Origin of the sequence: Zhongshania aquimaris, assembly GCF_019312595.1 — a bacterium.
Lineage (GTDB): Bacteria > Pseudomonadota > Gammaproteobacteria > Pseudomonadales > Spongiibacteraceae > Spongiibacter > Spongiibacter aquimaris.
The window spans coordinates 200,107-223,810 of record NZ_JAHWDQ010000004.1 but is presented as its reverse complement, the minus strand read 5'-3'; the positions used below and the strand labels follow the sequence as shown (position 1 = coordinate 223,810).

The window sequence follows — 23,704 nt, the reverse complement described above, 5'->3', positions numbered from 1 at the left end:
TTGCTATTATTACGATAAGTGAAAAACCATCGATAATAACGCCCATCCAAGCTAATTACTGGAGATAGAAAATGGCTGCTAATAAGAGTCTTGAAGAAAGAATTCAATGTATAGAAGACATGGAAGACATTAAAAAACTAAAAGCTCGCTGGTGGTTTGCCTGCGATGTACGAGATACCGACGGAATGCGGAATTGTTATAACGAGTCCGACTTTGAGATTGATTTCGGGTTTATCGGTACGTATACGAATATGGATGAATTCATCGGTGTATTCGAGGATCTTGCGTGTAATCCATCACATATCGATATGCATCACGGTATGGCTCCCGATATTACTATTACCGGGCCAAATACCGCAGAGGGGCGCTGGCGTATGAGGTTCCAGCTGCTGGAAACTGAGAAGAAAATGATCCAGATGATGCACGGCTATTACGATGATAAATACATCAAGCTTGATAGCGGTGAATGGAAGATGAGTAGAACAAAATACACGATTCAATCAAATCTGCTAATGCAGGTTTCGGACGATAATAAAGTGGAGCTTCTTCAAATGGGAGCGAACCCTGGCTTGATTACGGAGTAATATTATGAATGTTGTAGATGGTTTGTACCCTGAAGGTGTTGCGCTGGTTTTTGGTGGTAGTGGTGGGGTGGGCAGTGCTATCTGTTCCGAGCTTGCCAGTAAGGGGGTTAACGTTGTTTCGACTTACAATTCTAATGTTAGTCGCGCAACTGAAATGGCGGAAGAAATTCGCGCTAGTGGCGGAAGTATCGGTATTGCCAAGTTGTCTATGGATGACCTGTCAGGTATGCAGAAATTGGTAGCTGATCTCGCCGAGCAATATGGAAGAATCCATTCGGTTTTCATTGCGACAGGTTTTGATATTCCTCAAATCAATGTGCGGGATGTGTCACCTGATCAGTGGCAGCGAGTGCTTCGAGCAGATGTTGAGGGTGTGTTTAATATAGTTTATACAACGCTTCCTTATTTGAAAAAAGGCGGTGGTGGTAGCTATGTGCATATAAGCTCCGCGGCGCTTCAACGCTTTGCTGAACTAGACATCCTTTCCGTAGCGCCCAAGGCAGCTATTGAGGAGTTGATTAAGGGTATTGCTAAGGAAGAAGGGAAGTACAACGTTAGAGCAAACAGTATTGCTATTGGTGTCATCGAAACCGGTATTTTCCTACGTTTAGAGAAAGATGGTGTCTTTAATGACGCGTGGAAATCGGAGGTATTAAAAATGCTGCCGATGAATCGCTTTGGCAAGCCCGAAGAAGTGGCAAATATGGCGCTGTTCCTGGGCTCCAGTCTAGCCTCATATACCACCGGTCAGTTAATACCTGTTGATGGCGGTTTCGGTATTTAGTGTCTAGCTAATAGATGCTTCTACTGTTTTATAAAAAAGAATTCTGGAGTTGATACATAATGATCGTCGATAAGAATACTGTGGCCTTAGTAACGGGCGCTAGCCGTGGTGTCGGAAAGGGAATTGCGTTAGCCCTGGCAGATGCTGGTGCCACTATCTATATCACTGGTCGCAGTGTGTCGGATGGTCAGAGTAGTTTACCTGGCACTATTTTTAAAACAGTAGAAGAGATCAATGCTCGTGGCGGAAAAGGTGTTGCGATGGCCTGTGATCATCGCAGTGACGAGCAGGTTCAGGCAGTTTTTGACAAAATTGAAACTGACCATGGAAAGTTAGATATTTTGGTAAATAATGTCTTCGTCGTGCCAGATGACCTTATGGAATATGCACCATTTTGGGAAAAGAAAACGAGTTATTGGGACGATATGATTGATGTCGGGCTGCGAGCACATTATATATCTTCTGTCTTCGCGGCAAAGATGATGGTGAAGGCCAAGAGCGGCTTGATTGTGAACATCTCTTCCTTCGGTTCACGCTGTTATATCCACACCCCCGTTTATGGCGTTAGTAAAGCCGGTGTGGATAAGATGGCGCATGATATGGCGAAGGATTTAAAGGAATATAACGTAGCTTGCGTTTCGCTATGGCTGGGGATAGTGAAAACTGAGCGTACGACTACTGCTATGGATAAGGATCCAGCAACGTACGAGTACCTGAAACCTGGCATAGAAAGCCCAGAATATCCCGGTCGTATTATTATCGCATTGTTAAAAGCCGGACAAATTATGGAAAAAACCGGCAAAACCTATGTGACTGCAGAGTTGGGTGAAGAGTTAAATGTGTTGGATGTAGATGGAAAAATACCCACGTCTTACGCTCCAATGATGGGCAGCCCAGCACAGCCATCGGATGTGATGGTTACCTAGATTTCGTTGCGGATGCGCGAGTGGAAAATTCGGGTTGCTGTTAATTTGTAGTAGCTCCGATGCAGTAGCTCAGACTTGAACTGACAGTTACCTGTAGTAGCTCAGACTTGATCTGACAGTTACCCGTTTTTTACCGGTGTCTGCCAGTTTAGATCTGAGCTAAATTCATCTCTGCCCCAATCGTTTTGTCATCAAGTAACGTTGCCATTGGTGCGGTATCCGCAGCACCTTTCCCTGATGAGTTCCCTCATTGTGGTGATACTCGATCTACTCGTCATGATTTTTCTTGATCAGGATGGTATCCGCCTAGAGTTTGTTGCGGAAGCATGTATGGTAGAAATTATGTAAGGTGTTTTTGTGGAGGTGCTTCACAGATGCCCTTTGTCGGTACATCGTTCTCGGGATCTCGCAAGTACCGCGCGTCCGATACTTCGATGCCATGGAGCTGAGTTTCCAATGTAATTAGGTGTCGTTACTGATACGGTGCACACCGCTTAGCTTTTCAATTTTTATCTCAGAATTACCTTCATCTAATATGTTGATGAGCTTGGCTTATGTAAAATTCGACGTTTTCATAGCGCCCCCTGAGGATGGTTACCGCAAAAGGTAACTAAGGCTATTTCAGTTTAGGCTAGGATGACACGTCTAGTCATATTTCTTGTGCAACCTTGATCCTCATTCCATTCATATAGTCGCTAACGACTATCTGGCAAGATAGTCGCGAGGTGGGATCTACTGTAACCTCGGTTTGAATTGCGTCTAACATGGCCGCCTCATCGTCAATCTGCGGAGTTAATTGAGTCATCAGGCTGGGATCAACATATATATGGCACGAGCCGCACGAAACCGCCCCGCCACAAGTCCCCTCAACTCCAAAGCCTTGATCACGAAGTACCTCCATCATATTGTCTCCGCAGCAGGCTTCTACCTTGCGTATGCGTCCGTGTCGATCTTCGACATTGATGATTACTGTATTCATTATTGCTACACGCCTTCTTTTTCAAGAAACTGATTTGAATAACGACGAAAGCGCAGTATTGGACCATCGCCATCGCATAGTCGCGGTTTCGTCAAATGTTTCTTGAAATTAAGCACCTCCATGTCCTGATCGACTTCCATTACAAAACGATCTACAAATTCCTTGCCTATGTTTTCCATCACTTCAGGTGACACATTATTAAGTAAATAGAGGTGAGTTCTTTGCACAAAATATTCGTGATCAATAGGTGTAAACGAAAAGACAAAAAGCGCCTCCGTTCCCACAAACTCATAATGCTGCACTAGTAGCGTAATGCCAGATATGTGGCAGGTGAGGGATTTCATTGGTTGATCGGATTTATCCGGATCCATTATGTAGTCGACTTTTAATCCATAGTCTAACTCTTCTATGTTACCCAGCTTTGGCGTTTCATGGGCATGATGCAGCATTAGTATATGGGCGGTATCAAACAGGTTTTCCAAAATGTCGCAGAATGGCGCAGAGCTTGTCCATGAGCGGCTATCAAATAATACCCACTCCCTTTCCTTCAGCAGGTCGCTTTGATATGGTTCGCGGTCGGGTGCAAGACCTTCGGGATGATACCAAATTACAATTTGCTCATTGACTTCACGAACTTCATAGAAGGTCAATGATACTGGAGGAATCACTTTGGCATACGGGATATCTGTACACTTACCTGTTGAGGTATCAAACCCCCAATGGTGGAAAGGGCAGATAACCCGACCCTCTTTGATGCAGCCGTCATGAGAGGCCAGATGTGCTCCTAAGTGAGGACAATAGGCGTCGGCTACTTTGGCAAGGCCTTGGGTATCACGAAAAACCACGTAGTCACGCCCTAGCCATGAGACCGGCAAGAGTTTTTCAACTTTGACCTCCTTGCTGTCTGCAACACAATACCACCCTTTAGGAAATTCCCTGGAGGGGGCGCGAAGTGACATAGGGCTTGGTTTCATTTGATTTACCTTTTAAGAGTGTACAGTTTCTGTTTTTATAGATTTAAGTTAGAAAAAGCCGTGGCAGAATCGCAACCGAAAATATCAGCGTCCGAGCGGATGACATCCCACATATTCTTGGGGAATTTACCGGCATCCTTTGAAAGTAAATCACACTCCTGCCCGACCCATGATTCAGGCACGCTGTTGTCGTCAACCTGCATACTATTTGATATTGCCATTTGTACACGGGAGGCGACTCCTCCCCCAATTGCAAATGTTTCGCCAGATATACTGGTGTCTTTATGGGCAAGCCATACGACAAAAGCTGCAACCGATTCAGGTGAATAGTGTTGGCATAAATAGTCACAAACTTTAGGGTCAGGTAGCATAGCCGTTAACCGCGTATAGGCAGAAGGCATTATGGTGTTCAATCTGATACCGGAAGATCGAGCCTCTTCGGCGAGCGATCGAGTCAGCCCAAAAATAAATGCTTTAGAGCCAACATAAGGTGACGTTCCGACAGATCCGAATATCGAAGCAGATGACGTATTGATCACCCGGCCACAATTGGATGATGCTAGTGGCTTCCATGCCGCACGAAGAACTCCCAAGGTGCCGTTAATGTGGACATTGAGCACCTGATTAAACTCAGATAACGGAATATCAGGGAAATGCCCGCCACCGGCTATTCCAGCGTTATTGATAACGATATCCAGGCGACCATAGGCATCCAGTGCTTGCGCTACAATGTTTTCTGGCGATTCATCGACACGATCATGATTGGCAACAGCCAATCCGCCGGCAGAGATGATGTTGGTAACTACATCATCAGCGGGTGATTGATCAGTTTTAGCTCCGCAAAAACTTACTCCGGGATCATTGACTATTACGCGAGCACCGCGGCTGGCGAGTAATTCAGCGTAACTGCGACCGAGCCCTTGACCTGCACCAGTCACAAGAACAACTTCTCCATCAAAGCGTAGTGTTTTAGCTTTGTTCAGTTGCATGAGATTTTTCCCTTTATTTCCAAGTGATGAAAATTAATATCACTCAAATATATAAGCAGCGGGTGTTTCGCCATTCATTATATTTTTAGAGCTCATTCTTAATAGTTCATTATTGTGTATTATCTTACTACCCTATATTCACTGTTACTTCATCTGAAGGAATGAAGTGAAGCTCGTAGCAAGATGTTATTTATTAAGAACTAGTGTGCCAGTGCTTGACATGGCGTTATGTTAACGTGTGTATGCCACTCCGGTTTTAAATATTGGCTACCTGTGATGAATTCTCTGCGTTCAGGTTTTCAATTGGGTATCCTTATGCTATTCCGCGCTCACATCCAGCTGGTCACTAATAGCTGTTTTGGTCTGAACTTGACGGCCGTGATATAGGCACCGATTCTTGTGAAAAAGTGAATTCATGCCAAGCATCAAGAGCCTGCTCCATTTTTTTGATATCGGTCATTGAGCCTACGGTATATCTGCGGCTTTTAATGTTAACGATTAATAGCGTGCCGCCGAACAGGAAAAAAAATCATACGATTAGATGAATTTTTGGGGTGACTATACGGGTATTATCCAGTGCTAATACTCTAATAATATTGCCGAAAAGGAAGCCTCATCATGCTGTATCAATCCCCACTCACCCCTGTCGTGGTAACAGGAGCGGCACAGGGTATTGGGCGCGCTTGTGCGGAAGCTCTGGCTGAAGCAGGGCGAGCAATTGCTATCTGGGATTTAAATGAGTCCGGTGCCAGGAGCGCAGCTGAAGACTTGAAAAAAGAATATGGTGTCGCTACTTTTTCTCTTGCGCTGGATACTACGGACACCGCGGCACTGGGCTCTGCGGTGGAAGCCACCAAGAGAGCGCTGGGTTCTATTGGCGGCTTAGTTCATGCCGCAGGGATATCGATTGAGGAATCATTAGGTGACTTAACTGAAGAGAACTGGGACAAAGTTCAATCCGTTAATCTGCGATCCTACCCTTTCATTGTGAAAGCTCTAATGGAAGAGTTTAGCCATAACGCCGGGTCCTCTGTAGTAGGCATTGCCTCCATTAATACTGACTTTGGGAATGGTAATACTCCTGCCTACAGCGTATCGAAAGCGGGGATTATCTCCTTAACGAAATCATTGGCACATACCCTTGGAGAAAAGGCGATACGGATAAACGCGGTCTCCCCCGGGTATATTCAAACCGCAATGTCAGATCAGGCTTTTGAGCGATTTCCTGAGCTAAAGGAAAAGCTGGTAGGCAGCACTTTTTTGCATCGCATGGGGCGTCCCTCCGAAATAGCGTCGACCGTCAGATTTTTATTGTCAAATGAGGCCAGCTATATTACTGGCCAGACCATCGTGATTGATGGCGGTGCCACTTTGTCTCAGTTTTAGCGGTTATTTTTAAACTATAATATTAGCCGTCGAATATTGAAGTTTCTCTTCGGATTCTGTCGCACAAAACAGAAGCTACATCTTATTTGCTAGAATCTAATTTCTAAGCTATCCACATGACCCATGTATGATCACTTTCAAAGGTCGGCATACTCCTAAACCTATTATTCTCCAATGCTTCCGATGGTGCTGTGCTTATTCACTAAGTCACCGTAACATTGAGGAGATGATGACTGAGAGTGGTATTGAAGTCGGCCATAGTACATTGAATCGATGGGTTGTTTGCTATGCATCAAAGTAGGAAAAGACCTTTCATCAAGAGAAGAAGCGACCAGGCAGCCGCTGGCGACTTGACGAAACATATATCAAGGTAAAAGGCGAGTGGAAATATTATTATCGCGCGGTTGATAAGCAGGGGAATACGGTTGATTTTCTCCTCACCGCAAAGCGTGATACCAAAGCTGCGGCATGTTGTTCTTAACAAATCCATCAGCCGTAATGGTCAGGCTAGCATGATCAATATAGATAAAAGTGGAGCTAGTAAAGCTGGAATCAATAGGTACAATCAAGAAAATCATCGACGAGTAAAAATCCGCCAATGCAAATATCTTAACAATGTTGTAGAGCAGGTGTTGCGGCAATCCGAACATCGACGTGTAAAGCGAATAGCACAATCATTGCGAGGTTTTAAAGTTTTCACTGCGCCCAAAGCACTTTGGCGGGAATTGAGTTAGTTGCTATGTTGAAGAATGGTCAAATGAAGAAAAATTTGGCGGGTGCATTGATACCTACCGAACAATTTTACGATTTAGTTGCGTAAGTCGAAAACTCATAGTCGATATTCGACGACAAATACAATTCTTTCGACACAATCATTGGTTTTCGGCTTGCTAAGCTAAAATGAAATATCGCTAGAATATGCTGCATAAAAAACATTAGCACAACTCTGTGCGTAATTTTGTATGTCATTAATTGATTGGCTGTTTGGGATGTTGAGTAAAGCTTGAAATTGAGCTTGTCCATTAATCATGGATATTAGTTGGCTGCAAGCATAGTCAGTGTTCTCAATTTTTAAAATACCTAGCTGATTTTGTTCATCTAGGTAACTCTTTAAATGAGCGCGAACTTTTTCGGGGCCAGCGTGCCAGAATAGCTCTCCTACCTCTGAATGTTTTGCTTCAGTGATACATACCCTGAATATTTCAATTGAATCAGTGCTTGTTAGAATTGTCGCAAGATGTGAGCAAACATGACTTAAATAGTCTCGACAGCTTAAGTTGGGCTTTATTTTATCAAGTGCGAGTTCAAGTTCATCACATTTACAATCTATAGCAGCCGTAAAAAGATTCTGTTTACTTTTGAAGTGACTGTATACAGTTTGCTTCGATACGCCCGCCGTTTTCGCGATATGATCCATGTTTACATTGACATAACCGTGCAGTGTAAAAAGAGTGCCTGCTGACTCAATAATACTTTCCCGCTTTGTTAGGGAGGATTTTTTTATACTTTTATTTTCCAATTTTAATACCAATTCGTAACATGGCGAAGTATTTTTATACGGCATCTTGTTTGGCAATACTTAGCATCCGTTCTTTGGATGTGATTTTAACTCGTGGTCTTTTTTGCGTAATACCAGTGTGCTTCTCAAAGTGATCAATTTTTCTCCAATCTGACAAGTCGGTCGGTTTAAGACCTTGCTTACGGAGATGAGAAATAAGTTGCTTTTGAGTTGAGTGTGGGTGATTTAATTTATTGTCAGTCCAGTCTTTCAGTAAGTTGTTGATGGTTTCTGCAGAGCAGAATTTATTACTACCGATAACGCCATTGGAACCTCGTTTAAGCCAGCCAGCAACATAGGTCCCTTCTAATATTTGATGATTTCCGTCAATAACGCGGCCGTCAATGTTTGGAACAAGGCATTTATGTTCGTCATACGGTAGGTCTGGGATCCGCGTTCCCTTATACCCCACTGCCTGTATCACCAGTCCTGTCTTAATAATGTTGTACCCGGCGGATGGTGAGACAGGCGAATCTCTAATAGCGTCGTCAATCATATAATTCTTCATTGTACTAATTGAATCTACGCAATCGACACCATTGATTTGAATGGGTGATGTTAAGAACCGGAATATCAATTTTTTCGGTCGCTCGGTTTGCGCTCTTCCTGCGTAGTTTTGCATGGCATTAGCTCGCATAGATTGTGTCAAAGTTAATTTATGCGATGTGCTTGAGAAGTCTGCATTTTCGAAAATAATATCAATATCATCTAGCTGATCAAGTTCGAGTATCTCTGGTAGTGTGAATCCAGCTTGATTTGGTCCACGTCGACCCAGTATCACTACTTCTTTAATCGTACTATCGGAAATGCTTCTCAAAGCGTGATCAGCAATATCAGTGCTTTTAAGTCGTTGTTCACCCAGTAATATCATGCGCGCTATATCCAGTGCGACGTTGCCATTTCCAATCACGACAGCTCTATGTGTTTTTAGATTAAAATCGCAATCCGAGTAATCGGTGTGACCGTTGTACCAACTAATGAACTCGCTCGCGGTGTGGCTACCTTTTAATTTCTCGCCAGCTATACCCAACTGTCGGCTTTCTGCTGCACCGCATGCATATATAATAGCGTGGTGGTGATGTTGCAGGGTTTCATGTGTAAGGTCTTTTCCAACCTCTAGATTGCCGTGGAAAAAGTACCTTCCTGATGAGATTGCCAGGTTTTCACATGCTTCGGATATTAGTCGTCGTTGAGAATGGTCTGGTGAAACGCCAAAGCGAACTAGTCCGCCTGGAGTAAGTAACCTGTCATAGATATGGACTACTGCGGTTCGCTCGCGCCTTAACAACTCTACTGCAGCGTATAAACCGGCGGGACCGCTGCCTATAATAGCAACATTAAGTTCGCTCGTGCTCATTTTAACCTCGCAATAGAATATTCGGCATTGATTGCTTGATAGTGCCGAAAATGTTTGGGAAGTTTGTGCGCCGGCATCACGGCATCTATGGGGCAAGCTTCTGCGCATGCATTGCAGTCGATACAAAATTTTGGATCGATAAATAGCATGTCAGCTGTTTTAAATCCGATTTCATTTGGCGCTGGATGAATACAGTCCACCGGGCATACATCGACGCAAGCAGTATCGTTAATACAATTCCCAACAATTACGTAGGTCATAGATAATCCTTATCCTTGTTCCATTGCTGAGTGTGCTGCGGCTTCAATTTTTACGGGTACGCCACTGAGCGATGGAACTTGTGAAAATTGATCTAGCTGGTGCCGATCGACTAATCGATTACGATTCGTGCCGTAACCTTGCGATATAGTTCCTTTGACCGGGTCATAGATAGACGAACCCCAGCCGTGAGCCATTGAAATTACGCCGCGCCGACCGCCATCGACGATATTTATGGGGGCCTCCATGCTGCTTACTTTTGAAGAAATTGTCACAATTTGTCCTTGATGCAAATTAAGTGCTTGTGCATCGTCTGGGTGTATATCTAATGGGCTATTGCGTTCCGTGTTGTTCATTCCCGGGAGGTCGTTCATCCATGAGTTCATTGATTCACGCCCGCGCTTATTAACCATAATCATTGGAAATTCCGTATCTTCTTTTTCATTCTCGATTAGTAGGTTTTTCAGCGCACTAATGAATTCGGGTGGGGATACCTGAACGGCGTTATCTTTCGTTCGTAAAGTGGTGCGTAAGTCGCCATATCGTTTCTTGGAATAGATCCATCCGTGGGGGTGCTTTAGAATGTCTTTATACTTTATGCGTCTTCCGGTGGTAACCAGTAACCACTCAATCCAGCGAGGGTTAAATGCCAGATGACTTTTCCCTGTAATTCTTGCAAGTAATTTAGTGAATTTAATAAACGAATTAACCCCTTTTTTTCCGAGGTATGGGCGTTTCATTGCTATTGCCAAGTTCATAAAAAACTCCCATTCGTACTGGACTCCGGGAGGCGGATTAACTGCTTTATTAGCATACTGCACAAATGGCTTATCCATCATTCCAGACACTAGGCAATGCAAGCCCTCTCGTTCAAGAAAGTGAGTGCCAGGAATTAGCCAGTCCGCGTGGCGATGACTATCGCGCTGGATAATATCTACAGCGACAAGTAAATCTAGCCCTTTCAGCGCTTCATCCAAGCTGTCGCCATCAGGACCCGAAATTACAGGATTTCCTGATACGATCATCATGGCTTTAATCTGGTTTTCCCCGGGCGTAGTAATTTCGTCGGCGAGTTCGGCTAGAGCGTGATATCCGGCGATAGCTGGTAAATTCTTCAGTCTCGTTCTGTGGGTGCTGGGGGGAGCAAAGCTAGAGAATATTTTAACGATATCCATGTATCCTCGCTCTAGACGTCTTCCGCCCGGAGTATCTAGCCTATTGGTGACAGCATTCAACACCGTCACTAGCCATTCTCCGATCGTGCCATTTGCGTGATGTGAAATACCCGTGTGGGCTACGGCCATCGCTCTATCTGCCTTGGCGAAGCGGCGTGCGACATCCTGTATTAATTCCTCTGCAATGCCGCAGCGCGAAGATAGGTCGGTAAGGCTGGCGTTAAGTGCAATTTCACGAATTGGATCGATATTGCTTAAGGGTGTAGCTGAAGGCTGATCTAGATTTTCAGTGAAGATAATGTGAAGCATTCCAAGAACAAATGCCCAGTCCTGGCCCGGTAGTATGGATAGATAGGTGTCTGCACATTTAGCAGTGTCGGAAAATCTTGGGTCCACAACGACAACTTGTGCTCCTTGCTGTTGTCTTTTAAGAACTCTGTTCCATCCGTCAGGTATTACTTCTAACCATCCAAATTTACTTTGTACTGGGTCCATTCCCAAAAGTAAGAAGAAATTACATTCGTCTATATCTGCGGGGAGTGAAAGAAGTTCTGAGCCAAACATAGTGTCTTGCACAACGTGGGCGTTATTCTGGTCGATTGACCCAACCCAGAATCTGTTGCCGGTTCCGATTGCATCTAAGAGGCCATTGAAGAAAATAGAACCTGCAAAATCAAAACCTAGGGGGTTTCCAGAATACGAACCAACAGCATCAACACCATGCTCCACTATAATTTTGTTTAATTTTGTGGCAATGTCCAGGTAAGCCTCTTCGTAGGTTGATTCTTCATATCTGTCACCCACTCTTTTCATAGGTTTAAGTATTCTGGCAGGATGGGATACCATTTCGTCCGCAGATTTCCCTTTGCGACAAAAATCTCGCCACGACATTGGATTCTCACGGTCAGGCTCGATAGATACAATTTTATTGCCATCGACTGTGATCTTAGTACCACATAAACTTACACAGTAATGGCAATGACTATAGACTACTTTTCTACTTGAGGATGATTCCATCGTAATTCTCCGACTCTAGTTCCGGTCTTATTTTTATAAGATATATTATGATTTCAGATAGAAAAGACGGTTAATAAACTCGGTCGCAAATTTCCCATAAGGTGGCGATAGGAATCGGTTAACAAAACTGAATTTTGGTTGATAAAATATAGGGCGCATTTTTGAGCAACTTTGAAATCCGTCTTTCCCATGGTAGTGTCCCATCCCGCTAGCGCCGATACCGCCGAACGGAAGATCATGCTGTATTACATGAAGAAGGGCGTTATTTACAGTAACTCCGCCGGATATGATATTGGTAGTATAGTTATTAATTAATTTTTTATTATTGGAAAATGGGTATATTGCGAGCGGCTTGTCTCGGCTGTTAATGTACTCTATAACTTCGTGATCATTGTTATAAGTTAATACCATTAGGATCGGACCGAATGTTTCCTGATTTGAGACAGTCATTTCACTGGTAGTGTTAGTAATAATATATAAGGGCATTTTTCTGTTTGTATAGTCGATAGACTGCCCTTTGTTCAAATTAATTACTAATGCACCTTTATCGGTCGCGTCCTGGAGAGTGCGTTCTAATCTTCTCAACGAGCGATCATCGATTATCGATGTGTAGTCACTGCTAGCTATATCCGGTACGTGAGTATTAACCCAGTCGATAGCTTTCTTAATAAATAAATCTATTTGAGAAGTGTGTACAAATACATAGTCAACAGTAGTGCAAATCTGACCAGCGTTGAATTGTTTCGTATACATGATTCTATCGACAGCGGTATCGAGTGGGTAATTCGGATCTACAATGGCCGGTGATTTTCCGCCAAGCTCCAAAATCACCGGTGTTAAATTCTTAGCTGCGGCTGACATAACGGAGCGTCCAGTAGCTCCAGACCCCGTAAATATCAATAAGTCAAAATGAAGCTGTGTAAAAGTGGCGCCAAGACCGCTCGATTCTTTGGCAAAGTAAACTTTATCTTCAGGGAAATAATCTCCGCTAATGTTACAGAGAAGGTTGCTCAAGTTTGATGAATTGCTAGATATCTTTATCATCGCGGTGTTACCCGCGGATAATGCACTGGTAAGTGGTCCTAATGAAAGAAATATCGGGAAATTCCAAGGAACAATAATTCCTACTACGCCAATTGGCTGAGGTACTACTGTATTTTTTCCTCCAAAGAACATGGAGTGATCTACCTGCCGCTTTTGCTTTTTCATCCAGCCCTTCAAATGCTTAATCGCGTGGTTGATCCCATCGATGGTAGTTATCAACTCGGCAAATAGTGTTTCGTTCGAGGAGCGGTTCAAATAGTCTCGATTTATTGCGGCTGTTATAGGTCCCTTATTTTCAGTAAGTAGTCTTTTAAGCTGCTTTAAGTCAGCTATTCTTTCTTTATAGCTGGGTACTTGATTTGATAAGTAATGCCCGCGCTGGGATGCAAATACTTTGTTAAGTTCATCTAAGGTGGTTGTCATTATAGTTATTTCCAATTGGCGGCTGCATGGTGGTAGTTTCTATGGCCAAGTTTATTGAAAATACCGATTGATGTTGACGCTGTCAAGTTAATGTGGAGCCTACATGGCCAGAATCCTAGTGACCATAAGTAGTTTAATTACAGTAAACTTGACACTGTCAAAATCAATGCTTATTATCCTAATCATGTCTTTGAGAAGATTGTGTTCGTGGCTATTTGGTCAAGGGTCATTTTGTATGACGTGTTGGCTTACTATTTGCCCGGATAGAGCTCTTGGTCGATTTCTTTAGGGGTTAATAATAATGGATAGAAAATTAGAAGTTGAATTAACTGAGAAAGCCTTGCGATGGGTTGATAACCACTTGGGGGACTATGCATCAGACGTGTTCGAGAATCCCATCAAAAATTATACTGATGTAGAAATTCACAATCGTGAGACCGACGAGATATTCCGGAAATTGCCTCAGGTCGCTGCGTATTCTTGTGAGTTACCAAATGCAAACGATTTTAAAACTATTGAGATGGCCGGTATTTCTATATTGCTTACTCGTGATAACGATGGGCAGGCGCATGCATACATCAATGTTTGTCGGCATCGCGGTGCCAAACTCGTGGCTGATTATACGGGTAGCTCAAAGCGCATGATTTGTCCCTATCATGGGTGGGCATATGATGCGCATGGGAAGTTGTGCGGTGTTAATGGTGCAGATGTTGCCTTTGAAGGTATGTGTCGCGTGGAAAAGGCACTGACCCCTGTTCCGATAGTTGAACGTCATGGGATTATTTGGGTAATACCGAGTGCGGGTGAGTCATCTATAGATATAGATACGGTTGTATCTCCCGAGCTTGGAGCTGAACTTGATTCGTGGAACTTGAGCGATTGTGTGGTTGTTAGTAGAAGACCAGTCCCCGCTAATGCTAATTGGAAGTTGGCAGTCGAAACATTTATGGAGAACTATCATCTTAAAAAGCTGCATGAAGACACTTTAGCGCCGTACATGACATGGTATGGAACTTGTCAGCAAGCATTTGGAGATAATCAACGGATTGTCTATCCAGGTCATTCCTTGGAAGCTTGCAAGGGGGTTCCTCAGGAGGAGTGGAAGGCGTTTTCAACTTGGGGGATTTCAGTCTTATATCATCTCTTTCCGAGTACTATTATGCTATTCCTTGGCGATCATTATCAAATGTTTCAGATATTTCCAGGTCGCGAGCCAGGTACGTCGTTCACGATGCAGACGATATTTGCACCCAATGCGCGCCATGCTGAAGAGTGCAAAGAGGCATTGCAAGCGCAGTCAGAAAGGATTTCAATGGTGCTGGATACTGAGGATTACTATCAGATACAGCTAACCGAATCAGGGCTCAGATCTAAAGGAAATGAAAGTTTTGTATTTGGTCGTAACGAGTTGCCAGCACATTTCTTTCATAAAAAATTATCAGAAAAATTATTCAAGTGATTGTTATTAAATAATAATAAACAGGAGTTTTTATGGGAACTAAATTTGGGAATGAAACCACGAGAGAGCAATGGTTCATGGGACTGGCCGAACCATTGAAAGAAGAGGTGACATGTTTTGATCTTCCGGTTATTGGTCGTCTACCGGTGGAGTTAAGCGGACGGTTTTTAAGAATTGGGCCGAACCCCATCAAAGGTTTAACAGATAACTTCCAACACTATTTCTTGGGCGAAGGAATGGTTCACGGTGTGAGAATTAATGCTGGTAAGGCCGAGTGGTATAGGGCGCGCTGGGTAAGGGGTGGGCAGGTTGCTTCGCATTTTGGTGAGCCCGAGCTTCCTGGTCCAAACTTTGAAAGGTCTTTTTCCGCCAATACGCATGTAACGTCATTTAATCACGAAACATTGGCGTTGACGGAGGGCGGAGTTCCTCCCGTCGTATTGGATTATGAGCTTAATAGTTTGCGACGCACCGATTTTAACGGCGGTCTTCCTGGCGCACTTTCGGGGCATCCCAAAATTGATCCCATTACGGGTGAGTTGCATGCAGTTTGCTATTGGTATCCCGATAAGGCTGACTGCGTACAGTACGTAGTAATTGATGCTGATGGTAGGGTAATACGCGCCGATGATGTGCCGGTACAGAATATGCCAAATATACACGATATGGCATTAACGAAAACTTACGCGGTTGTTTTGGACCTTGCCGTAGATATTGATATAGAAGTAGCTATGACAGGTCATCCACTAGCATTCTTTTTTAATGAGGAGCACGGATCTCGGCTTGGGTTTATTGAACGGACCGGAAGCGTAGACGATATTGTCTGGATTGAGATTAATCCGTGTTATGCATTTCATGTTGTCAATTCATTCGATGCTCCTAATGGTGATGTCGTTATTGATGTTTGTAGGTACGACCGTTTGTTTGAAAAGGGCTGTACTGGACCGGATAATTTATCTACGTATTATCGATGGACGGTAAACCCTAAGTTGGGATCAATTCTTGAAGAGGAAGTTGATTCAAGACCGCAAGATTTCCCTCGCGTGGCACCGGAGTATGTATCTTTGCCAAATCGGTATGCCTATTGCGCCTCCCTTGAAAAGGGGTGGTCGTTCGGGCGATACACCTATCGACATGATCTTAAGCTAGGGGCAAGTGTTGACCATGATCATGGAGAAGGGCGCACAGGCTCGGAGCCGGTACCAGTAAGTAGGGGAGAGGATGATGAGGGGGGGGAGTACGTATTTATGTATGTTCATGACTCCACTACAAATAAAAGTGAATTAGTCCTGCTGGATGGGAGAAATTTTAGTGCCGAACCGTTGGCGCGTGTTTTACTGCCTAATCGTGTTCCGTCTGGATTTCACGGAGATTGGATTCCGGATTCATTGGTTCCGCCGAAGTAGTTTTCGGCGGACAAGTGTTCTAGATAAAGAGGCGATATTTAAAATGTAAGTTACTAAGAGTTTGACGGCGATAGTTTCTTGGCATCTATTACTTCGGGTTAAGCTGTGCCCAAAACAAATTAATAATACTTGCACACATTTCGTCTGCAGATTCAGGGGTATATATGCGGTCAACTAAAAAACGGCTCATGCCGTGTAACGTTGCCCAACTGGTTTCCGCGTACTGAAGTGGGCTAATTGTAATTGGGATTTTACCTTGACGATGGTATTCGGCTATTTGTCCGGCATAGTTTTTAAAGGCTTGGTGCGCTTCCTTTTTAAGAGATTCGGTAGATGATTGAGATGCCCATAATTCTTGCCCAAACATAAGCTCATAATATTCAGCGTGATCTATTGCGAAATAAATATAGTTAGTTACAAACTCAGTTACACGCTTTTTTGTCAGTTTTATATTATTGTCATTTGTTGTAAGTCGTAGGCGTTTAGTAAATATTTTAAATCCTTCTTCAGCAATAGCCGATAATAAGGTTTTTTTATCTTTGAAGTGGTAAGTGTAGGCATTGCGAGATACCCCAACATTAAGAGCTAGCTTTCGCATTGAAAGCGCATTTACCCCGTCTTCTCGAATAATGAGAATGGCTTCTTTGATTAGTTCTTTTCTAAGATCGCCATGATGGTAGTTTGCTTTTGAATTTAAGGTAGGTGATGCCATGTTGAGTTGCCAAGTTTAGTTGAGCTAAATAAACCATTAGTTCCATGCTGTTATCGAGATTTGTTTAGATATGTCTCTCTAAAGAATGGCGCTATTTTGGGCTAAATTAATGTTGGGATTAAAGTGTTCGAGATTTAATAGTATAAGGTGGGAAAGATAATGGGAGCAACAATAGTTGATTTATTTAGAAAAAATGTTGAAGAAAGTCCGGATCGTGTGTGGCTCAGAAACTGCAGTAGCGTCACTGAGGGGTGTTGGAGTTGGCGTCAAGCTTCCGAGGAAATTAATTCGGTCAGCGCATGGGTCGAGCGGCAAGTTGGAAGTGAGGGGGCTGCAATCGGATTGTTGGCTAGTAATTGTGCTCATTGGGCAATGGCAGATTTGGCAATTATTTCGTCCGGAAATGTTACTGTGCCATTGTTTACATCTTCGCCTAAAGAAACTGTTGAATACGTTATAGAATTTTCTGGTGTTAAGGTTTTGTTCGTAGGGAGAGCTGATAACTGGGCTGATGTTAGTCAGGTGATTGATGAGTCGGTGATTGTCGTTACGCTACCGGGTGTTGATATAACTGCGGATTTAGACGCTTCTATAGCTCATATCAAGTGGGAAGAGATTGTGAGAGCCATGAGTGGCGCTCGACCAAAACATTCCGGGGAAGCGTCTGATGTGGTATCTATAGTATTTACGTCGGGAACTACTGGTCTTCCCAAGGGGGTTGTTCAATCTCATGAATCGATGATATTGCCTATGCTGCGGCATAGTGAGGTTTATGCATCTAGACCAAATCCAAGGTTCCTTTCGTACCTTCCATTGGCACATATTGCGGAGCGCCAGTTAGTGTTGGTGCAAAGTTTGGTTCAGTGTGCGGAGATTAGTTTTAATGAATCATTAATTCACTTGAAAAGAGATATGTCGACATGTAGACCAAACTTCTTCTTTGGTGCACCGAGGGTTTGGGAGCAATTGCGAGAGGGCATTCTGGCTCTTTTTGGTTCTCAAGAATTGCTTAACTTGGCACTTGAGCGTGATGGCGAAGGGCTTAAGACGGTGATTAAGGCCTCTCTCGGTTTGCAGGACGCAGATTTACTGGCCGTTGGTTCTGCTCCTGCTCCGCGTGAATTGATTCAGTGGTTTGACGTATTAGGTATGCAGGTTCTTGAGGGCTACGGCCAGACTGAGGCGATGAGTATCGCTGCTAATACTGCAAATGAATCTCGAGCTGGATCAATTGGAAAGCCATATCCAGGAGTGGAATTATTGGTATCCGACTCTGGTGAGCTCCTATGTAAAGCGGAAGGGGTGGCAGTGGGGTACTACAAGTCATTCGAGGATACCGCAAAAACATTTGTCAATGGTTGGGTTCATACGGGAGATACAGCAAGAATTGACGAGGACGGGTTCGTTTATCTGGTTGGTCGAGTTAAAGACTATTTTAAAACCATACAGGGGAAGTTTGTTTCGCCATACCCTATAGAGAGTGCGTTTCAAGGCAGTGATTTGGTTGATCAGGTATGTTTGTTGGGGCGAGGATACTCAAAAACGATCATAGTTTGTGTGCTAAGCGAAAAATCTAAGGGAATGAGTCGCGACATTATAGAGTCTGAATTAAGGAGTGTTATCGAGAAAATTAACTTGGATCTTGAGAGGCATGCTAGAGTTGGTGCTGCTTTAATCGACGGTGAAAAGTGGACTATTAATAACACTGTGCTAACGCCTACACTTAAAATTCGACGGGAGAAGATTGAGGAATTATATGGGGATCGAGCTGAAAAATTATCAAGGGAATCCGCCGAAAGAAAAGCAACTCTAATAGAGTGGTGTTAGTGTAAAAATCTCATGTATTAAAATAACAAAGGTTGATTGTTATGAATAGCAAATCTCTTATGCATAAATCATTATTTGGCTTTATTGCAGCGACATCTATTGCTGTCAATGCGGCTGAGTTACCCATTTCATTTATCACGGATTCGGGGCTTATTACCGGGTTAACAGGAAATGAGATAACCATCGAAGTTCTGTCATTTGCATTTGATCAAGGATTGCCTCTCGCCATAGGGTTGCTGTCAGATAGCCCGTTAACGCCGCTCGTTGAGTCAGGGGCGCCATTGCTCATAGATTCATTGGAGCCAGTGCTTAGTGCGCCATATAACCTTCATTTAGTCAGTGATTCTCTTGATGGGGTAGTGTTGCCTGGGCTATAGCGGTCACTGTTGGTTTTTATTTACTTACTCGCCGGAATAGTAATCCTATTAGGAAGGCATGTGGCTTAGGGCTTGAATGCCTTCGTCCTATTTACTTTCGGAGAGATTGGGGTAGTTCCACCCCTGGCTAGATAGAAACTAACCTTAAACATTTTTGAGATTATAATGAATTTATAGGTAATGTTTTATATTTCACCCCAATCTTGACAGTGTCAATATTGGGGTGTATCTTCATAATAGACTTAGTGGAATAAGTATTTTATAAGTTACAAAGAACGATAATAATGTGGAGTTTTGGAATATGAGTAGAGCAAGCTTGGGGTTAGTCGCCTTGTCTATTTTTGCGATTTCTGGCCAGATATACGCGGACACTCAGGCGGTAGAGACTGATCGAGCTTCCCGCTCTAAGAGTCGTATACTTGAAGAGGTTGTTGTTACAGCTCAAAAGCGAGAAGAGTCGCAGCAAGAAGTTCCGATAGCTATTCAAGCGTTTGGCGGTGGAGCTTTGTCAGCATTTGGAATAGAGGATACCACTCAGTTAGGACGAATAGTTCCATCGCTACAATTTACCGAAGTGATAGGGTACACGCTAATTTACTTGCGAGGTGTTGGCACAGATGCATTTGTTCCGTCTTCGGATCCAAGTGTTGCTACATATATAGACGGTGTGTATATGCCGTCTTTACTTGGGGTGTTTCAGTCCTTTGGCGGAATAGAGCGTGTTGAAGTTTTAAAGGGGCCGCAAGGTAGTTTGTTTGGGCGCAATTCAACGGGCGGAGCTATAAGTGTTATTACTAAAAAGCCCAATCCAACAGATGTGGAAGTGGAGCTTAGTGCGGAAGTATCAAACTTTAATAGCCGCAGATATAAAGCATACGTAAGCGCGCCGGTAACGGATTGGTTGTCTGTTAGCGTGTCAGGTATATCGCATCGCGCGGATGAATATTACGAACAGGTGAATCGCGAATTGCCCGAGAACAAAACAGATGCAGGTCGAGTAAAAGTTAGTTTTAGGCCATCTGAAGAGATCGAGATGGAGCTGGCCTATTTTAAATCTCAGCAAGTGGCTACGTCATCGATACTTTCCGAAAACAACTCTCCTAGTACTTTGGGCAGTTTGTTGTTAATTCAGCCTACGGAAGATGATTACTTTACCGAGACTGACTTTCCGGCAGGGATGCGCAGTGAGCAGGAAGTTTTTTATGGTTCTTTATTCTGGGGCTTACCTTGGTTTGACGTAAAGGTAATAGGTAGCGACCTCAGTTCTGTTACAACGGATACGGGATTCGATTTCGACGGCTCCGCCATGCCGATTGCTGCATTCACTACCGATAATCAAGTCATTGATTACCAAACGGTTGAGCTACAGTTTTTGTCTAATGACGTCGACGAGAAATGGTTTAATTGGATTGCCGGTTTATATTATATGGAGAGCGAGGTGGGTTATGAGCCGGGTCATTTATTCCTTGCTCCTAATCTTGTTAATGGACTGTTGGGCGGTGTATTAGGGTTGTCGCCCGCAATAACTGATCCTATACGCTCATTGTTAAGCCTTCTTCCTTTGGATTCCACTCCTCTTGGAGAGCGCGGAGTTGTTATTGATATAAATGGACTTTTGGGAACAAAGAGTCAATCGGTTTTCGCGCAAACAACCATTCATGCAACGCAGTGGCTTGATGTAACTCTCGGTGGACGCTATCAAGAAGAAGAGCGTTTTATGGTTAGGTCCGATTCTGCTTTGTCGCAACTGGATGGAAATGGAACAATTGAATTGTTTAAATTTCCTTTGAGAAGAAATACGGTTACAAATTTCTCACCTAAAGTGGTGTTTTCTGCGTTCCCTATTGAGGACGTTATGGTCTATGCATCGTGGTCAAAAGGATTTAAGAGCGCGACTTATAACCTTGTAAGTATTTATGAAGAGCCAGATTATGTCGAACCTGAGGAAGTAACCCAGTATGAGTTAGGGCTAAAGTCAGAATGGTTTGATGGCGGTTTACGATTTAATGCTGCTGTATTTCAGACAACGATTGATAGTTTGCAATCCGGTTTTGTGTCGCTGTTAGCAGGTGGTGCTGTGACTTTAGAAAATGCTGGCCAGGCACGCATTGAGGGAATGGAATTTGATGCAACGATTGTTCCTTTTTTGAACTGGAATCCCGGTTTCGTAGTGAACATGAATATGGGGTATCTTGACGCGAAATATATAGATTTTAGTGACGGTGCTGGTTACGACGAAACGACGGGCCTGTTTACCAATAATCTAGACTTTACAGGTAATGACATAGTGCGAACCCCGGAAATGACAGGTGGTATTTCAATTACCCAGGCAATTTCTCTAGGTTCTGATCATGAGTTCGAGATTGGCGCAGACTATTATTACAACTCAGGATTTTCTTACACTCCCCAAAATACGATTAAGGAGCCTGATTACACGTTAACGAATGGCCGTGTTAGCTATTTATATATTCCGTTAGGCTTGCGAGTAACGGCTTTTGGAAAAAATTTGGAGAATACAAAATACCACTATTCAAAATTCCAAACTGATTTTGGAGTTAACCAAACATTGTCTGCCCCTCGTCAATACGGTGTTCGTTTGGAGTTAGAGTATTAATTCTATCTGAATAAGTGAAGTGTGTATTAATTAGAATTTGGATTTTTGTAAATGACAACGTATGCCGCACCATTAAAAGATGTATTTTTTTCTCTTTATGATGTTAATAATTATGACGAACACTATAAAGGGTATGAGCTAACAAAAGACCTAGTAACTGCCATCGTAGAGCAAGCTGCAAAATTTTCAGAGCGTGAGTTATTTCCTTTAAATGCGAGTGGTGATGCTGAAGGTGTTCGGCTTGTTGATGGCGAAGTGAAGGTTCCTGGTGGATTTAAACAGGCATTTCAGCGTTATATTGATGGAGGTTGGCCGACATTGTCACAGCCGCTAGAGTTTGGTGGTCAGGGTTTACCGCATTCGGTCGCTACAATAGTGACCGAGTTTTGGCAGTCAGCCAATCAAGCGTGGAGTATGTATCCATTTTTGGGTGAGGGCGCTTGTGAAACATTGCTAGCATATGGTGGCAGTAAGTTAAAAAGCACTTTCTTACCTAACTTAGTTAGCGGGAAGTGGACAGGAACCATGTGTTTGACTGAGCCGCAAGCAGGGTCGGATCTGGGTTTGTTGAGAACCAAGGCTGTACCTATTGGCGGTGATAGTGATAAATACAGTATCACTGGAAGTAAAATATTTATATCTTCCGGTGATCATGATATTTCTGAGAATATTATACATTTGGTACTTGCTAGACTGCCAAATTCACCCGCAGGGAGCCGGGGTATTTCTCTGTTTATTGTGCCGAAATTTAAGGTTAGTGAAGACGGGGGGATAGCTGAAAGAAACTCCGTTGTTTGTGGCTCAATCGAACACAAGATGGGGTTGAATGGTAGTGCTACATGCCAGATGAATTTCGATAATGCTGAGGGCTACCTGATCGGACCGGTTAATAAGGGCCTATCTTGTATGTTTACTTTTATTAATAAATCTCGACTTGGTACGGCTGTTCAAGGTCAGGCTCAAACGGAAGGGGCATATCAAATGTCCGTTAATTACGCCCAAGACCGATTGCAAGGGAGGTGCTCAGGAAGCGGCGAGGTGGTAGATCCAATAGTAAATCACCCAGATGTTAAGCGAATGTTGTTAACTCAGCGTGCCTTTTCGGAGGGCGGTCGCACGCTTACTCATTATTGCGCGAAGTTAGTAGATTGTGGTAGTTCTAGTGATATTAATGTTTCAAATAAATCCAAAACAAGGTTGTCATTGCTAATTCCAATTGCTAAGGGATGTTTGACTGAGTGGGGCTTTGAAGCAGCTGATCTAGGAATACAGATTTTCGGGGGACATGGATACATCCGCGAATCCGGCATAGAGCAACGATTAAGAGATGTTCGTGTTTCTCGTTTGTATGAGGGTACGACAGGGATTCAGGCGCAAGACTTTATCATGAGAAAGGTTGTTGCGGATGGTGGTGTTGCGCTGGATGAATATATCAATGAAGTTATGAGCTTTCTTTCTGCTAATGACGGGGTTGATGGGTTTTCAGAGTGTAGGGATAAGTTAAAGGCCTGCGTATCAGACTGGCAGAACGTGAGCCATGATTTAATTGCAATAGTAGATAATGCGAATAGTATTTATGAGGAAGTCGCGTTTGATTATTTAATGTATTCTGGGTATGTGGTTTTAGCGTATCAATGGGCGCAAATTTGCGTTGCTTCTCTGTATTATCTTAATCATAAGGACTGTCGTGATAGAGAATACTATATGGATAAACTAGAAACGAAAACTTTTTTCTTTCACAGAATATTACCTCGTTCTTTAGCTAATTTGGCGTGCATTAATGCAGTGATAGAAGGCAATGCGATTGTCAAGCGTAATTAAATTTTAAGAGGGTAGGCTGTAGAAGACTCACCTT

The 23,704-nt window shown here is 43.4% G+C and carries 19 protein-coding genes and 1 pseudogene; 11 read left to right on the top strand and 9 right to left on the bottom strand.

Translation table 11 applies throughout. From position 1 onward, the window contains the following. The first annotated feature begins 71 nt into the window (after nt 1–71). Genes KXJ70_RS15425 through KXJ70_RS15415 form a run of 3 tightly spaced genes read left to right on the top strand, consistent with a single transcriptional unit; the run spans nt 72 to nt 2,294 of the window. Entirely contained in the window at nt 72–584 is a 513-nt protein-coding gene (locus KXJ70_RS15425; RefSeq protein WP_219044424.1) for a nuclear transport factor 2 family protein, read from the top strand. 4 nt (nt 585–588) lie between these two features. After that, the gene (locus tag KXJ70_RS15420; RefSeq protein WP_219044423.1) at nt 589–1,368 is read left to right on the top strand and encodes an SDR family NAD(P)-dependent oxidoreductase; all 780 of its coding nucleotides are present in this window, start codon (nt 589–591) and stop codon (nt 1,366–1,368) included. A gap of 59 nt (nt 1,369–1,427) precedes the next feature. After that, nucleotides 1,428–2,294 carry an SDR family NAD(P)-dependent oxidoreductase gene (locus tag KXJ70_RS15415; RefSeq protein ID WP_219044422.1) on the top strand — a complete coding sequence of 289 codons (867 nt, stop codon included), beginning with the start codon at nt 1,428–1,430 and terminating at the stop codon, nt 2,292–2,294. A gap of 649 nt (nt 2,295–2,943) precedes the next feature. Here KXJ70_RS15415 and KXJ70_RS15410 read toward each other — a convergent pair. From KXJ70_RS15410 to KXJ70_RS15400, 3 genes are read right to left on the bottom strand one after another with little or no spacing between them, the layout of a single operon-like run. Continuing rightward, the gene (locus tag KXJ70_RS15410) at nt 2,944–3,273 is read right to left on the bottom strand and encodes a 2Fe-2S iron-sulfur cluster-binding protein (protein WP_219044421.1); all 330 of its coding nucleotides are present in this window, start codon (nt 3,271–3,273) and stop codon (nt 2,944–2,946) included. Between the two features lie 5 nt (nt 3,274–3,278). Next, nucleotides 3,279–4,247, bottom strand: a complete 969-nt coding sequence (locus tag KXJ70_RS15405; protein WP_219044420.1) for a Rieske 2Fe-2S domain-containing protein — start codon at nt 4,245–4,247, stop codon at nt 3,279–3,281. Nucleotides 4,248–4,282: 35 nt separating this feature from the next. Continuing rightward, nucleotides 4,283–5,236 carry an SDR family NAD(P)-dependent oxidoreductase gene (locus tag KXJ70_RS15400; RefSeq protein ID WP_219044419.1) on the bottom strand — a complete coding sequence of 318 codons (954 nt, stop codon included), beginning with the start codon at nt 5,234–5,236 and terminating at the stop codon, nt 4,283–4,285. A 618-nt stretch (nt 5,237–5,854) separates the two neighbouring features. Here KXJ70_RS15400 and KXJ70_RS15395 point away from each other — a divergent pair. Together KXJ70_RS15395 and KXJ70_RS15390 are read left to right on the top strand one after the other, a co-directional pair. Continuing rightward, nucleotides 5,855–6,622: an SDR family NAD(P)-dependent oxidoreductase gene (locus KXJ70_RS15395; protein WP_219044418.1), complete on the top strand. Its 768-nt coding sequence runs from the start codon at nt 5,855–5,857 to the stop codon at nt 6,620–6,622. A 127-nt stretch (nt 6,623–6,749) separates the two neighbouring features. Next, a pseudogene (locus KXJ70_RS15390) lies at nt 6,750–7,442 on the top strand (IS6 family transposase). Between the two features lie 75 nt (nt 7,443–7,517). Here KXJ70_RS15390 and KXJ70_RS15385 read toward each other — a convergent pair. Genes KXJ70_RS15385 through KXJ70_RS15365 form a run of 5 tightly spaced genes read right to left on the bottom strand, consistent with a single transcriptional unit; the run spans nt 7,518 to nt 13,454 of the window. Beyond that, nucleotides 7,518–8,141 (bottom strand): TetR/AcrR family transcriptional regulator, encoded by a 624-nt coding sequence (locus tag KXJ70_RS15385; protein WP_219044417.1) that lies wholly within the window; start codon nt 8,139–8,141, stop codon nt 7,518–7,520. A gap of 34 nt (nt 8,142–8,175) precedes the next feature. After that, a complete protein-coding gene (locus KXJ70_RS15380) occupies nt 8,176–9,537 on the bottom strand; it encodes an FAD-dependent oxidoreductase (protein ID WP_219044416.1) in 1,362 nt (453 codons plus the stop codon). Further along, a complete protein-coding gene (locus KXJ70_RS15375; RefSeq protein WP_219044415.1) occupies nt 9,534–9,797 on the bottom strand; it encodes a 4Fe-4S dicluster domain-containing protein in 264 nt (87 codons plus the stop codon). Before KXJ70_RS15375 ends, KXJ70_RS15380 begins: the two co-directional genes overlap by 4 nt. A gap of 9 nt (nt 9,798–9,806) precedes the next feature. Further along, entirely contained in the window at nt 9,807–11,987 is a 2,181-nt protein-coding gene (locus tag KXJ70_RS15370) for a molybdopterin-containing oxidoreductase family protein (protein WP_219044414.1), read from the bottom strand. A gap of 45 nt (nt 11,988–12,032) precedes the next feature. After that, nucleotides 12,033–13,454 (bottom strand): aldehyde dehydrogenase family protein, encoded by a 1,422-nt coding sequence (locus KXJ70_RS15365; RefSeq protein ID WP_219044413.1) that lies wholly within the window; start codon nt 13,452–13,454, stop codon nt 12,033–12,035. 301 nt (nt 13,455–13,755) lie between these two features. On the opposite strand from KXJ70_RS15365, the gene KXJ70_RS15360 reads away from it, so the two are divergent. Together KXJ70_RS15360 and KXJ70_RS15355 are read left to right on the top strand one after the other, a co-directional pair. Beyond that, a complete protein-coding gene (locus KXJ70_RS15360) occupies nt 13,756–14,913 on the top strand; it encodes an aromatic ring-hydroxylating oxygenase subunit alpha (protein WP_219044412.1) in 1,158 nt (385 codons plus the stop codon). Between the two features lie 32 nt (nt 14,914–14,945). Continuing rightward, on the top strand, nt 14,946–16,319 hold the full coding sequence (locus tag KXJ70_RS15355; RefSeq protein WP_219044411.1) for a carotenoid oxygenase family protein: 1,374 nt from the start codon (nt 14,946–14,948) through the stop codon (nt 16,317–16,319). 88 nt (nt 16,320–16,407) lie between these two features. Here the strand turns inward: KXJ70_RS15355 and KXJ70_RS15350 are convergent, their stop codons facing one another. After that, the gene (locus KXJ70_RS15350; RefSeq protein ID WP_219044410.1) at nt 16,408–17,031 is read right to left on the bottom strand and encodes a TetR/AcrR family transcriptional regulator; all 624 of its coding nucleotides are present in this window, start codon (nt 17,029–17,031) and stop codon (nt 16,408–16,410) included. Between the two features lie 159 nt (nt 17,032–17,190). Here KXJ70_RS15350 and KXJ70_RS15345 point away from each other — a divergent pair, with 159 nt between their 5' ends. The 4 genes from KXJ70_RS15345 to KXJ70_RS15330 all read left to right on the top strand — a co-directional run bounded on the left by KXJ70_RS15345 (nt 17,191) and on the right by KXJ70_RS15330 (nt 23,670). Beyond that, nucleotides 17,191–18,858 (top strand): AMP-binding protein, encoded by a 1,668-nt coding sequence (locus KXJ70_RS15345; RefSeq protein WP_219044409.1) that lies wholly within the window; start codon nt 17,191–17,193, stop codon nt 18,856–18,858. Nucleotides 18,859–18,899: 41 nt separating this feature from the next. Beyond that, a complete protein-coding gene (locus tag KXJ70_RS15340; protein ID WP_219044408.1) occupies nt 18,900–19,235 on the top strand; it encodes a hypothetical protein in 336 nt (111 codons plus the stop codon). Between the two features lie 301 nt (nt 19,236–19,536). Then, nucleotides 19,537–21,849, top strand: coding sequence for a TonB-dependent receptor (locus KXJ70_RS15335; RefSeq protein ID WP_219044407.1), 2,313 nt, complete (start codon nt 19,537–19,539; stop codon nt 21,847–21,849). Nucleotides 21,850–21,900: 51 nt separating this feature from the next. Continuing rightward, complete coding sequence (locus tag KXJ70_RS15330) at nt 21,901–23,670, top strand: acyl-CoA dehydrogenase family protein (protein WP_219044406.1); 1,770 nt, start codon at nt 21,901–21,903, stop codon at nt 23,668–23,670. Nucleotides 23,671–23,704: the final 34 nt, after the last annotated feature.